At 44.8% G+C, this 14,508-nt stretch carries 9 protein-coding genes; 4 read left to right on the forward strand and 5 right to left on the reverse strand.

The window, feature by feature from the left end; genetic code table 11:
• A partial coding sequence (locus QUA53_RS18980) for a hypothetical protein (protein WP_333099190.1) occupies positions 1–559 on the reverse strand: 559 nt, incomplete at its 3' end.
• Between QUA53_RS18980 and QUA53_RS18985 the strand changes: the two genes are divergently transcribed.
• Positions 522–1,694: an Ig-like domain-containing protein gene (locus QUA53_RS18985; protein ID WP_333249012.1), complete on the forward strand. Its 1,173-nt coding sequence runs from the start codon at positions 522–524 to the stop codon at positions 1,692–1,694. The genes QUA53_RS18980 and QUA53_RS18985 overlap by 38 nt on opposite strands.
• A gap of 255 nt (positions 1,695–1,949) precedes the next feature.
• Here QUA53_RS18985 and QUA53_RS18990 read toward each other — a convergent pair whose 3' ends face one another.
• The 4 genes from QUA53_RS18990 to QUA53_RS19005 all read right to left on the reverse strand — a co-directional run bounded on the left by QUA53_RS18990 (position 1,950) and on the right by QUA53_RS19005 (position 9,745).
• The gene (locus tag QUA53_RS18990) at positions 1,950–2,654 is read right to left on the reverse strand and encodes a rhomboid family intramembrane serine protease (RefSeq protein WP_333099188.1); all 705 of its coding nucleotides are present in this window, start codon (positions 2,652–2,654) and stop codon (positions 1,950–1,952) included.
• Positions 2,655–3,246: 592 nt separating this feature from the next.
• Positions 3,247–4,344, reverse strand: a complete 1,098-nt coding sequence (locus tag QUA53_RS18995) for a DJ-1/PfpI/YhbO family deglycase/protease (RefSeq protein ID WP_333099187.1) — start codon at positions 4,342–4,344, stop codon at positions 3,247–3,249.
• 136 nt (positions 4,345–4,480) lie between these two features.
• Complete coding sequence (locus tag QUA53_RS19000; protein ID WP_333099186.1) at positions 4,481–5,239, reverse strand: SDR family oxidoreductase; 759 nt, start codon at positions 5,237–5,239, stop codon at positions 4,481–4,483.
• Between the two features lie 258 nt (positions 5,240–5,497).
• On the reverse strand, positions 5,498–9,745 hold the full coding sequence (locus QUA53_RS19005) for a PAS domain S-box protein (protein ID WP_333099185.1): 4,248 nt from the start codon (positions 9,743–9,745) through the stop codon (positions 5,498–5,500).
• A gap of 244 nt (positions 9,746–9,989) precedes the next feature.
• Between QUA53_RS19005 and QUA53_RS19010 the strand changes: the two genes are divergently transcribed.
• The 3 genes from QUA53_RS19010 (at position 9,990) to tatC (ending at position 14,314) form a co-directional block, all read left to right on the forward strand.
• Positions 9,990–12,164 (forward strand): EAL domain-containing protein, encoded by a 2,175-nt coding sequence (locus tag QUA53_RS19010; RefSeq protein WP_333158757.1) that lies wholly within the window; start codon positions 9,990–9,992, stop codon positions 12,162–12,164.
• 176 nt (positions 12,165–12,340) lie between these two features.
• Positions 12,341–13,285 carry an NAD(P)-dependent alcohol dehydrogenase gene (locus QUA53_RS19015; RefSeq protein WP_333099182.1) on the forward strand — a complete coding sequence of 315 codons (945 nt, stop codon included), beginning with the start codon at positions 12,341–12,343 and terminating at the stop codon, positions 13,283–13,285.
• Between the two features lie 183 nt (positions 13,286–13,468).
• Entirely contained in the window at positions 13,469–14,314 is an 846-nt protein-coding gene (gene tatC, locus QUA53_RS19020) for a twin-arginine translocase subunit TatC (RefSeq protein WP_333099181.1), read from the forward strand.
• Positions 14,315–14,508 lie beyond the last annotated feature (194 nt).

Consider the following 14,508-nt stretch of genomic DNA (forward strand, 5'->3'; position numbering starts at 1 on the left):
CCACAACTGGAACCACCACCAGTCCCACAACTGGAACCACCACCAGTCCCACAACTGGAACCACCACCAGTCCCACAACTGGAACCACCACCAGTCCCACACCAGCGACCACAACTCCCACACCAGCGACCACAACTCCCACACCAGCGACCACAACTCCAACGCCAGCGACCACAACTCCAACGCCAGCGACCACAACTCCCACACCAGCGACCACAACTCCCACACCAGCGACCACAACTCCCACACCAGCGACCACAACTCCCACACCAGCGGGGACAACCACGAGTCCCACCACGGGGACAACCACGAGTCCCACAACGGGGACATTGCCGACACAGGTTCCGAGTCCGAGTCCGACTCCGACTGCCGGCGGGACAACTCCGAGTCCGAGTCCTTCGATCGTCCCGACTCCAACTGCTGCGCCCCCAACTCCTCCGCCTTTGGGCGGGGGGCCGACTCCGCCGAGTTTTACATCTCCGACTCCTAACCAGCCACCGATCGTGGAAGCGGGGAAGACGGTGACTGGTTTGCAGAATTTGCCTCTGTCTCTGAGCATTTCGGCGCCCAGCGACCCGGAGGGGCAGCCACTGTCGATCGCCGTAGTCGGACTTCCCAATCCTACTTTTGGTCAGGTAATTACGGGTACGAGCCCCCTCACGGTGAACCAAAAGTTAACTGTTCAGGATTTACTCGGGCTGAAATTTCAACCTGGAACAAATGTGATTGGGCAAGCCGGTTCTTTCAGCTACAGCGTAGCTGACGACCAAGGCGGCACGGCAGCAGCGTCAGTCGCAATTAACATCAATTCTTTCGATACCTCCGTAACTGTTCCAACTCTCCTGCCGCCAATAGTTGTTGATGACGGCATCGTATTTACCAATACGAATAATTTGCTGCCCACTTTTATCGACGTACTGGCGAACGATTCCAGCCCGCAAAAAGGGACGCTCAGCATTATTAATGTCAGCACACCGCAACTGGGGATAGCTGTAAATCTTGTCTCTCAAGTGCAATTCATCCCCGGCAACGTAGCGGGTACAACTGCTTTCACCTACAGCGTCAGCGACGGATTCGGGACAATTCCGGGAACAGGTACTATCACCGTCCAAATCTTGCCGGCTGATAGCGGGCCTAACAATTTGGTTGGGGGTTCCTTGCCGGACAATTTGAACGGTTTGGCGGGCAGCGATACTATTGACGGTCAAGGTGGCAACGATACGATTAACGGCGATTTGGATAACGACGTGCTCGTAGGGGGTCTCGGCGCAGATACCATGACGGGGGGTGGCGGCAGCAATCAATTCCGCTATACTAGCCCTGCACAAGGTGGGCCTGCCTTTGATGCGGCTTCTTCGGCTGCGATTGATGCTGCGATCGCAGCGGGCGGATACGATGTGATTACTGATTTTAACGGTCTCGGTGTGCCGATCGCCGATCAGTTTAATTTTGCCCCCGGATTCCCCAATCTCAGCAATGGCAGTCAAGTTCTGCTGAATGTGCAGACAACTGTTTCTGCAAATATTTTGGGAGGAAGTGCTTTCTTGTTTGCCTACGATTCCGGCGGCAATACTTACATCATTTATGACGGCAATGGCAATAACCTCACCGGCAGCGATTCTCGCATTTTGGCGAAGTTAAATGGTGTAACTGGGGTTTCTGCTCTTTCGGAATTTGACTTGACGTTTATCTAGGAAGATAAGAGGTTTGAAACCGCAGATTAACGCAGATTAACGCCGATTTTAGTGGCAGTTTATCTGCGTTAATTTGTGTTTATCTGGGGGAAAAAGTAAACCTGATTATATTTATAAAACAATCCCCACAAGTGCCAGACAATAGCACCGAACTTTGAGAAAAATCCGAGGTTTGAAACTGCAAATTAAAGCAGATAAACTGCCAACAAAATCGGCGTTTATCTGCTTTAATTTGCGTTCATCTGCCGTAAAAAATTAAATCTGATTTTCCTCAGAAAAAAGTCCCAACAAAGGCCCAAGAATAGCGCCGAAAACAAAGCCACCGGCGTGGGCCCAGTAGGCGACTCCCCCGGATTCCATGCCGACACTTGCCGGGGCATTCAAGGAAGCCAGGCCGCTCAATGCTTGCTGTGCAAACCAAAATCCTAGAAAGAAGAAAGCGGGGACTCTGACGGTGGTAATAAAAATTCCCAAGGGTAGCAGTGTCAGAACTTTGGCTTGGGGATATCTGAGAATGTAAGCTCCCATCACGCCTGCGATCGCGCCGCTAGCACCCAGGGACGGAATGGCAGATGCTGAGGAAAAAAACCACTGAGTTAGTGATGCTAAAACGCCGCAAGTAAGGTAAAATATTATAAATTTGACGTGTCCTAAACGATCTTCTACGTTGTTGCCAAAAATCCACAGAAATAACATATTTCCGGCAATGTGGAGAAAGCCTGCGTGCAGGAATTGGGAGCTAATCAGTGTCGTCCATTCGGGAAATGGCGAAACTGGCAGAGCAACACCACACATATTGCTTAACTGGCAAGGAATTACGGCCCAAGAGTAGAAGAATTGGGTTAATTCTCGATCGCCCAAACTGAGTTCGTACAAAAATACTAATATGTTTGCGGCAACCAGCCCGTAGGTGACGTAGGGAGTGATAGTAATGGGATTTTCATCGCGTAAGGGAACCACAGCCTTTTTTTCCTCATCAAAATATTGGCAACACAGTAGCGCATTTATTGCCCAGGTGTCTCCTGTCTAAAGGAAGAGGGAACAAGTCAATCGATTTTAGATTTTAGATTAAAGATTTTAGATTAAAGATTTGAAGGAAGTGACTTGACGGATGTATCCGGGGACTGGTTAATCGATTTTAGATTTTAGAATTGAAGAATTGAAGAATTGAAGAATTGAAGAATTGAAGAAAGCGACTTGACGGATATATAGCCTTTATCAGTAACATGAGGTACTATTGGGCATTGGGCAGACTTCACCCCACGCTGGAGAACAGCTATATCCGGGGGCTGGTTATCGGATACTATATTTTTTATTGATGCACGGATGAATACGGGTGCCACAAGCTTCCTTCAAACCCCCGTGTCCCGCTGAAACAAAAATAAAACCCTCCACCTTGCAGTTAGTTGAATATCTGCTTTTTAGTGTTGGGTTTTATTTTACCGCAAAGGGGTATATTGTAGGGTTGCCGATCGAGTTTGTAGTTGTGATATTGGTTGGTACAGGTTTTCCCCCCTCAAAAAAACTCCAAACTTATTTATCCCCTTGCTTATTACATTTTTACAGCAGGGCTAGTGGAAGGTTTAGGCGACTTAATTTCCTGGGAAACTGCACGGGCGCGGTAGAGTTTAGCAACGACTTGCTCACACTTGGACAAATCCGATTCTATCTCGGTCAAAATTGCAGTTGATACGGGATCTGTGAACTTCACCCGCAGGTTGTTGATATCGACAACACCGGTTTGCAAGTCACCTAGAGTGCTCCGCAGTAAGAACGTTTCATCGGTTCCTTGCATCGAAGCTTTTAATTTAGCGTATTTGTCAGCAATTTGGGCAGGAATTGAGGGTTTTTCACCGAAATCGTTGAGGCGTTTTTCGAGAGCGAGGATGTGGTTCTGTTTGTTTTTAATCATTTCTCTCAAGAGCGATCGCAAATCGGTATCTTGGGTTTTTTCCGCATAATGTTCAAACGCTTCGCAAGCATAGCGTTCCCCTGCGAGGGCGGTATTCAAACCTTTAACAATGTCCCCTTGTGTCGAGCCTCCCCAACCATTAGCTAATTTCCACCATTCTGCATTTGTGTCAGTTTCTTCTGGCAAACCGACTGCTTTTCCGCCGTAACCGAGGCGAGCCATAATTGCGGTAGTAAATATTGCTAAATCTCCCGGTTGGCGGGAAGTAATCAAGTTGCCGTCAACTACTAAAGCTTCGTTAATGTAGTTAGCTCCGGCATTAATCATGTCTGTTTTTATTGCCAAGAAACCAGTCGCATTTTTGCCTTTGAGCAAGTCGGCTTCAATTAAAACTTGCGGGCCGTGGCAAACAGCAGCGACGATTTTTCCTTGCTCAAATGCTTCTCGTACAAAACGTACTGTATTGGGATTAGTCCGCATCATATCGGGAGCCATACCGCCGGGAATTATCACTGCATCGAATTCTGCGGGTACTGCTTCAGTGGTAGTTCCGTCAGCCTGCTGAGCAACTTTTCCTTGTTTCCCTGCATACTTTTCGTTTGTCCGCGAACCGAGGACAACTACGTCAAAGTTTGCTTGTTTTAAGGCGTTGTAAGGAACTAGAAATTCCGAATCTTCCACTCCATTTTCGATGAGTATGGCAACTCGTTTGGTGTTGGTGCCGTTATCTGTTGTCATAATCAACTTTCCTCAGATTGTCTTTTCATATAAGATTAAGTCATTTATGAGGCTTTTAGCGTCTTGCTAAAGTGATAAATTAGTTGGTTTTAAAAGATATCAGCGTGAGCCTTGAGAGGTATTTTACAGAACTGTCTCAATGCACGTAAGAGGCTCCATTAATATCGATCGTAGTCCCGGTAGCGTGTGCAGCTAAACCCGACGCTAAAAACGCGATAACATTGGCAACCTCTTGAGGAGGAGCGATTTTGCCGATCGGGATATCGCGAATAATATCAGCTTCACCGAACTCCTGAATAAACTGATTAGACATTTCTGTACTGACAAATCCCGGTGCAACTGTAAACGCCAAAATATTATCAGCCGCAAACCCTCTAGCAATACTGCGAGTTAAAGCAACAATAGCACCTTTAGAAGCGGCGTAGTGCAGATAATTAGGGTCATCGCCGCGAAAAGCAGCGCGACTTGCTATATTAATAATTGTACCGACCCTGCGAGTTTGAAAATGCAGAATAGATTCCCGGCACAAGTCGGCAACTGCCACTAAATTTACTTGTAGAGTTTGCTGCCAAGCTGACGACCAAATATCCAATTTGTCCTCGATACCTGCTGACTGCATAATCCCCGCATTATTAACTAAAATATCAATATGACCCCGCCATTTTAAAGCATCTCGCCACAACATCGAGGCCGCATTTTCTACCATCAAATCGGCTGCCAATAAATAACAGCGATCGCGCCCAACACTTGCTGCGATCGCATCAGCTTCTTTCTGACTGCGAAAGTAATGCAAAATCACCTCGGCCCCAGCATTAACCAGAGTCCGCACCGTCACTGCACCAATCCCTTTCGAGCCACCAGTTACTAATATTACCTTTCCTGTTAAATCAATCATTTCTGTCTCTCTTTTCTCTTTCTCTGTGGCTTTTGCGCCCTCTGCGGTTAATAAAAAAAATCAATCCCCTTCATGCCAAAAATATAATTGCTATATGATACAGCACATTCCATCTAATCTGTATGCTATTGGCTCAAGCTGATAGATATCTGCAACACACATCTCCAAAAACTTTCAAATCCTTTTCCATGTGGGTTTCTATTGGAAATAGAGCCACTGCAGAAGGCACTATAGTTTCTTTGCCCTTAAACTCTATAACTACAGTGGATTCGGCAGCAAAGGTCGAATCAACTCCATAATTTTGTCAGAATTGAAATTATTGATATAATCCGTTAGTGCGTTAGACAAACCTGCTTGATATTCGGGAATTTGTACAATTAATTCGTTCATAACTTCGGTATCGAGATAGTAAGCGGCGTGATACATTTGTTCTAACCACTGAGGGGACATCACAGATATATCTTCTACAGACAGCGTTTCAACCAATAGTTTTTTTTGAGTTTGTTCTACGACTGCGTAGATATATTGCACTCCCAAATATTTAGCGATTTTGTCAAAGATGTCTCTCTGCTGAAATGGCTTGCTTATAAAATCGTTACAGCCAGCCCTAAGAACTTTCTCTCGCTCTTCTTCAAAAACACTGGCAGTTAAAGCGATAATGACAGTTTCTTGGTTCTTAGGGCATTGTCTAATATATTTAATAGCAGTGTAGCCATCGACGATCGGCATTCGTAGATCCATCAGAATCAGGTGCGGCCGCCAGCTTTCCCACAGTGAGAGTGCCTCCACTCCCTGTTTTGCTTCTCTCACCTCAAAACCAACCGAGGTCAAGATCTCGACTAACAAGCGACGATTTTCTTCTAAATCTTCAACAATAAGAATGCGGTAAGTCCGTTGTCCGGCAGCTAAACCAATTACTCTTTGATTAATTAATTCTGGGGGTAAGGACTCTGCTTGAGGTAACTGTACAGGCATCTCAAAAGAAAAAGTGCTACCTCGGTGCAAAGTGCTTTTAACCCGAATTTGACCGCCCATGAGTTTGACGAGTTTTTGACTGATGGCTAAACCCAGCCCACTGCCTTGATTCAAATTATTCCCAGCTTGGGCTTGCACAAATACCTTAAAGAGGGTATCAATTTCTGTGGGCGCAATTCCCACGCCTGTATCCTCAACTTCAAAACATAGGTGGCAGGATGTTTTGTCACTTTGTGTTGTTCTTACTCGTAGGGTGACGCTTCCTTGGTTGGTAAACTTAATCGCATTACCGAGCAGGTTGACCAAGACTTGATAGATTTTTTTCTCGTCGCTATGCACGAATCTAGGAATGTTGGGAGCTATATCGAAAATTAGTTGCAATTCTTTAGATTGAAATTTAACTTGGAAAATTTCTTCAATAGAAGCCAGCAAATTTGTCAAATCCAAGTCGGAAAGATTGAGTGTCATCCGTCCGCTCTCTATTTTGGATAAATCTAAAATATCGTTAATCAAATCCAATAAATGTCTACCGCTACGATTGACAATCTGTAAACGTTCTTGAAGAGAAGGGGTCAGATTGCTCTCATAGCTCATCAATTGTGTGAATCCCAAAATTGAGTTGAGGGGGGTGCGGAGTTCGTGGCTCATATTGGCGAGGAAGACAGTCTTCGCTTGGTTTGCTTCATTTGCCTGCTGAAATTCCAACTCAGCTTGTTTGCGATCGCTAATGTCAATTAAATATCCCAAGATTTCTACTGGTGTACCTGAAGGATCTCGAATTAGCCTAAGCTGACCCAGGATCCAGCGATAAACCCCATCGGAGCGACGAAAGCGGTATTCGTGGAAATAAAAATCATTAACGAATACATTTGCTAAGCCATTAAGCACTGGTTCTACATCATCGGGGTGTAAGTGATTCACCCAAAATTTAGAATCTTCTAAAAACTCTCTGCTTTCGTAGCCCAATATATCTTTGATATTTTCGCTGATGAACGTTGCTCCATAATCGCCAGCAGGTTTACTGCTAAAAATGACCGCGGGGCTGTAGTTGAGAAGAAAGTTGAGGCGATTTGTGGTAGCTTGCAAGGCTTGCTCAGCCAGTTTTAGCTCTGTTGCGTCCTCCTGAACCGCAACATATACAGTTCCGTATTCAGGATGCTCAAACCTGGATGTATGAACTCTGCACCAAAAGAGACTTCCATCTTTCTTTTTATTGTGGACTTCATATTTCGCTTCCCCGGTCAGTTCAATTTGAGTGACGATATCTAGAACGGTTACGTCTGGTGTAAAATTTGTATTGACATAATTCAAGACACCAAGGGGTTGACCTGCGAGTTCGCCCTCTGTGTAGCGAAACATAGCGTCAAAGGTAGGATTAGTGTAGACGATAATGAGGTCAGAGGCTTTAATTAAACACACTCCTCCTGCCATGTTATTCATGATAACGCTTTGAAGTTCTAGTGTTTCTTGAGCTGCTTTTCGAGCAGTAATTTCTTGGATTTGAGAAATAAAATGTAGTGGGTTACCCTGTTCATCTTGTACTAACGATCCATTAAGAATAATCCAAATAATATGTCCTTGTTTATGGAAATACCGTTTTTCCATTTTGTAGGTGGAAATGGTTCCTGCTAATAGTTGATGTGCATAACTAAGATCCCCGTCTAAATCGTCAGGATGGGTAATGTCTTGGAAAGTTAACGCTAATAACTCTTCTGAGGAGTAGCCAAGAATCTGACATAAGGCAGGATTGACTTTAATCCAGTGCCCATCAAGTGAAACGATCGCCATCCCGATAGAGGCATCTTCAAACGCATGGCGAAACTGCTCTTCACTGTTTCGTAAAGCCATCTCTATTTGTTTGCGATTTATTTCAGCTCGTTTGCGCTCTGTGATGTCGCGTTTAATTACAGAACACCCAATAATTATGCCTTTTGCGTCCTTCAGAGGTGATATGGTACAAGATATGTGGATAAGCTGTCCATCTTTGCGGACACGCACGGTTTCATAGTTTTCAATCGTTTCTCCTTGTCGAATCGTTTCTAGGATTTTTTGTTCTTCGTGGCTAAGATTGGATGGAATTAGAATGAGGATAGATTGTCCTATGATTTCTTCAGCCTTGTAGCCAAAGATTTTTTCTGCTGCATTGTTCCAGCTTAAAATGATGCCGTCTAATGACTTGCTAATAACTGCGTCACCAGAGTATTCCACAATCGCTGCCATGTGAGCCAGCGATGCTTCTACTTGCTTGCGATCGCTAATATCCCGCAGAATAACAGTAAATACCGTTTCGTCTCCCATTTCCAGCCTAGAAATAGAGGCTTCAGCCGAAAAATGCGTTCCATCTCGACGACGACCCAAAATCTCGCCTCGTTCTCCCATCCTTCGCGCTCTGGTAGAAGAGTGTGCAAATTGTTTGATATGCTGCTGATGTGCATCTCTAAACTGTTCTGGCAGCAGTAAATTCAGTGGTTCCCCTAAAATATCCTCAATTTTATAGCCAAACATCTTTTCTGCCCCTTGATTAAACAGGGTAATGCGTTGAGTGCGATCGACTGAAATAATTGCATCATTGGCGATTTCTAGAATTCCCGCAAAACGAGCCTGCGATTTTTGTAAAGCATCTGTTCGTTCAGCTACAAGAAACTCTAAAGTTTCGTTAAGTTTTTTAATTTCTTTTTTGGCTTGTTGGCGCTTATAATCTATCTGGTTCAAAAAGCGAGCCGTCCCCAAGATGAGAATTGAGAACGTGACAACCATAACAGTTGAACGCAATGTATAGGCAAAATTAACGTTATACCAGCCTAAATTTTGTCCCTGAAGAGTCAACCAGTTCAGTGTGACTGGAAAGATTGTCGCCCAAGGCAGCAACCACCGAACCATGACTCCGCCAACTAGGGGACTGGTTACTACTTGCATTAATCCTTCTTTGGGGCGGAGCCATAAAATTCCTCCATAGAGGATGAAAAAGGTGACGATCGTGTTTACGGGTTGAGCCGTCGTAATTGTGACCAACCGTTCAAGAATATCGACATTGAATAGGTGTCCAAATAAAGCTAGTAAAGAAATTAAAGCTGCAACACTACTAAAAATCTGAGCCAACCAAGTGTGTCGTTGGGAATTTTGCCCTAACAGTAACAATCCTACTCCCATCAGCACAAAATTTAGGGCGGTATTTACTCCCATTCTTCCCGGATAAGCAGTCGCTGAAGACACGAAATCTGGGAAAAGCCACTCATCAATACCCAGCTTCCAACCAAAAATATACTGGCTCAGGGTCAGCAGACCCATGATGATTATCAATCCTGCCATCCCTTGAGCGATGCGATCGTGCAGTCGGGTTCTTCGGTACTGCAACAATCTCAAAGACACTCCAGCCAGCAAAAAGCAAATTGCCGTGTTTGCTTTCATGGTCGAAGTCATACCGGGAAAACCACTTTTGAGTAGGGAGATGTCAAATTGCCAACCCAGCAGCACTAGACATCCGCTCGCAAAGACGAGTAGACTTGCCATGTGAGAAATGCGCTTGTTCATAAATCGGCTGCTTGGGTTGAAACACTCTTCTTCTGATGTTAGGCGAAGCGAAGAAGAGTAACCACGGGGGGCTGCCTCTAACCGAACTATTCAGATTTTGTATGGTTGCGCCCCCTTGCCAGCCCCATATCTCGGGGATCGCAGGACTTCTTTGTGGGTAAAGTGACTTTTTTAACCGAATAATTAAACTATACTATTTGTGCATATGTTTATATTCCTCTAGCAGGAAACTAGGGAAATGAGTATGATTGTCGATAGAACTAGCGATAGGGTTAGCGATCGAGCTACAAACTACCGAGCCAATATTTTAATTGTTGACGATCTGCCTGATAACCTGCGTCTGCTCAGGGATACTTTGAGGGCAGAGGGTTATAAAGTTCGCAGTGCTATCACAGGGGCAATGGCGATCAGAGCTGCCCAATCGCCATCGACGGAGTTAATCTTACTAGACATTAAATTGCCTGATATTGATGGTTATGAAGTTTGCCGAAAATTAAAATCTGACGAGCGCACCGCAGACATTCCAATAATTTTTTTGAGTGCGCTAAATGAAACCTTTAATAAGGTGCAAGGGCTGGCTGCAGGGGGGGTAGATTATATTGCTAAGCCATTTCAAGTAGAAGAAGTATTAGCTCGTGTCGAAACCCACCTAACTATCGGAAGGCTGCAACAAAGACTCCAAAAGCAGAATATACGTCTGTTGAAAGAAATTGAAGAACGGCAACGTCTCGAAGAGTCTCTATTTGCCGAAAAAGAATTGGCTCAAGTGACACTGCAATCAATTGGCGATGGGGTCATTACTACAGATGCCCAAGGTAATGTGAGATATTTCAATCCTATAGCTGAGCGACTGACAGGCTTGAAGAGTCATGAGGTTCAAGGAGTTCCTTTCTCTACAGTCTTCCTAATTGTCGATCAAGTAACGCGAGAGCCAGTAGAGAATCCTATAGACAAGGCTCTATTAGAGGAGCAAATTGTGGGCTTAGCTAACAATACTATTTTGATTGCCCATGATGGAACAGAGTATCCCATTGCTGACTCGGCAGCACCGATTCGAGACCGCCAAGGTCAAATTATCGGGGCAGTCATCGTCTTTCATGATGTTACTGAATCGCGCTATCTCACCCGTCAACTCTCTTGGGAAGCCAGTCACGATGCCCTAACTGGGTTAATCAACCGTCGAAGATTTGAGCAACATTTAGTTGAGGCGCTCGCCTCTGTTAAAGATAGCAATCACCAGCACGCTCTCTGTTATTTAGATTTAGATCAGTTTAAAGTCGTTAACGATACCGTAGGTCATATTGCTGGCGATGAACTACTGCGCCAAATCACCGCACTTATTCAACAGGGAGTCCGTGCTCATGATATGCTGGCTCGCTTGGGAGGTGATGAATTTGGTATTTTGCTCACTCAATGTTCGCTCTCTCAAGCAACTCAGATTGCGGAAAACCTCAAAGACCTAGTACATCAGTTTCGGTTTATTTGGAATGGCAAAACCTTTATCATCGGAGTCAGCATTGGAGTTGTTGCTATTGACCAAAAAAGCCAAGATTTGAGGGAGCTTTTGGGAGCGGCTGATGCAGCTTGTTATGCCGCCAAAGCCAGAGGCCGCAACTGTGTTCATATTTATAGTCTAGATGATAGCGAACTAATTAAACAACGTGGTGAGAGGCAGTTGATTTCCCAAATCAGCCGAGCCCTGGAAACCAATCGTTTTTGTCTCTACTACCAAAAGATTGTCTCTATTACCTCTAAACCATTAGTAGAGCATTATGAGATTTTGATTAGAATGCTGGACGAAAATGGCAAAATAGTATCTCCAGCTCAGTTTATTCCCGCCGCCGAGCGTTACGGGTTGATAACAGAAATCGATTGTTGGGTTATCGAAAATTTTTTCTCGAAGTATCACAAATTGCCGGAAAAAGATGCTCTCAGTCAAGGATTGTATACGATCAATCTTTCTGGGGCTAGCATTAGTAACAATCAGTTTCTGATGTTTTTAATCGAACAATTTTCTCGCTACCAAGTCCCCCCACAGACCATTGGTTTTGAAATCACGGAAACCGCAGCGATCGCAAACTTTGAGCAAGCCAGATATTTCATGAGCGAACTCAAAAAGATTGGCTGTTGCTTTGCTTTAGATGATTTTGGCAGTGGGTTGAGTTCCTTTGCATATCTGATAAATTTACCAGTTGATTATCTAAAAATAGATGGCGCTTTTGTCAAGAATATTAGTCATAATTTGATTTCTCAAGCGCTGGTTGAAGGGTTTAATCGTATTGCCCATGCGATGAATCTTGAAACTATAGCTGAGTTTGTTGAAGACGAGACTATCTTAGAAAAATTGCGAGAGATTGGAGTAGATTATGCTCAGGGTTATGGGATCGCCCGCCCCGTCCCTATTAATTTTAATCGCTAGCCATCGCACTGGCCAGCGAACCTATTGCCTCACGCCTGCGTCCTGTCTGGAGGCCTCCAAGAGTCGATCGCCCGCTGCTACAAGGCTGGCTCAATTTACTGTGTCACATTTAGATCGAATGTGCTGTAATTGTAAAGGATTGAGTGTTCTATTGGAAATAAACCGGAAAATTTGCCATGAAAGCAGTTGCGTTCGATCGCTACGGTTCAGCCGAGGAATTGCAGTACCGAGAGTTAGAAAAGCCGATAGCCAAATCCAACGAATTGTTAGTGCGAGTTCGCGCTAGCAGCGTCAATCCCGTAGACTGGAAAATCCGGCAAGGACACCTGCAACTATTAACAGGATATAACTTTCCTCGAATAGTCGGTTCTGACATATCGGGAGTTGTCGTGGAAGTCGGCCGGGAAGTCACCAAATTTCAACCCGGAGATGAAGTTTATACTTTCTTAAATCCCATCAATGGGGGTGCTTGCGCCGAATACGCGGCCGTGCCAGAATCCGATGCAGCAATTAAACCGAAAAACATCACTCATGCAGAAGCAGCAGCAGTACCGATCGCAGGTTTAACTGCTTTGCAATCGCTCAGGGATTTGGGTCAAATCCAAGCAGGAAACAAAGTATTGATTAACGGCGCTTCCGGCGGAGTCGGCACTTTTTCCGTGCAAGTTGCGAAAGCAATGAATGCGGAAGTAACGGGAGTTTGCAGTGCAAAAAATAGAGAATTGGTCAAGAGTTTGGGAGCAGATTTTGTCCTGGATTACGAGGAAGTTGACTTTACTCAACAAACAGATAAATATGATATAATTTTAGATGCTGTCGGGAAAAGAACATTTGCTGAATGCGAAAAAGTGCTGCAACCAGAGGGAGTTTATATCTCGACTTTGCCAAGTTTCGAGAACCTCGCACCGATGTTAACAAGCTGGTTTATATCGGGTAAAAAAGCTAAATTCATTCTAGCCAATGCCAACCCCAGCGATTTAGAGGCTTTGCGGGAGTTAATAGAATCCGATAAAGTTGAGCCGATTGTCGATCGCACTTACAGCTTACAAGAAGTAGCAGCAGCCCACGCTTACAGCGAAACGGGCCGCGCGATCGGCAAAATTGCGATCGTCATTGAATAATCAAGGCACGACACGGATTTTGACACCGCTACACGGATTAATTATCGATCGTTCCTTCTGCTGCTGAAGTCAGAATAAAGAATGAAGAAGGAAGTCGGAGCAATTATGAAATAACTATTCTCAATTTTCAATTTCCAATTAATTACCAATTTCCAATTACCCATTACCAATTACCCATTCCCTATGACTGCGCCCTCAAACTTGGAGACATCCGAACAAGGTTCCGACAACAACCTCGAAGCAATTAGCTCCGAAAACAGCATTGCACCAATCGCAGGCGGTGCGATGGGTTCTCGCAACTTAGAAAACGAATTTCTCGACGAACTTCCTGACGAAGTTGAAATGTCTTTATTCGACCATTTAGAAGAATTGCGTCAGCGACTTTTTTACTCGCTAATTGCAGTAGTAATCGCTGTAATCGGTTGCTTTTTCACAGTTAAACCTATAGTCCAACTGCTAGAAGTACCGGCCGGGCCCGTCAAGTTTCTGCAACTAGCTCCGGGCGAGTATTTCTTTGTTTCTATCGAAGTAGCCGGATACAGCGGTTTGCTTATAGCCAGTCCGTTTATTTTTTACCAGATAGCGCTGTTTGTTCTCCCCGGTTTGACTCGCAAAGAACGCAGGTTGCTGGGGCCGGTGTTTTTCGGTTCGAGTTTCCTATTTTTGGGCGGGTTAGTCTTTGCTTACATTGCTCTGATTCCGGCGGCGCTTAATTTCTTTGTTAGCTATGGGGCGGATGTTGTGGAGCAGTTGTGGTCGATCGACAAATACTTTAAATTTGTGCTGCTGTTAATGTTCAGCACCGGCTTAGCTTTTCAAATCCCGATTGTCCAAGTATTGCTCGGCGTTTTGGGCATAGTTTCTTCCAACCAAATGCTCTCCGGCTGGCGGTATGTAGTCTTGGGAGCCGCAGTTTTGGGAGCGGTTTTAACGCCTTCTACTGACCCTTTAACGCAAAGTCTTTTAGGAGGTGCGGTGCTGAGCTTGTATTTTGGCGGGGTTGGTTTGGTGAAGCTTTTAGGGCGCTAAAAACTCCACAGAAAGAGCGATCGACTCGCAGCAAAAAAATATAGAGACGCGATCGCCCGCGCCTCTATAATTACTAAAAGTTAAAATTCCACACCAAAGTTTTGTCAAAACTTTTAACCGCGTAAAAGCAGGTAGAACCCCGCGACTTAAGGAGTGGAACACCCAAAATTTTAGACCAAGTTTCAAGCTCTCAG

The organism is Microcoleus sp. Pol12B3 (assembly GCF_036701355.1).
Taxonomy (GTDB): domain Bacteria; phylum Cyanobacteriota; class Cyanobacteriia; order Cyanobacteriales; family Microcoleaceae; genus Microcoleus.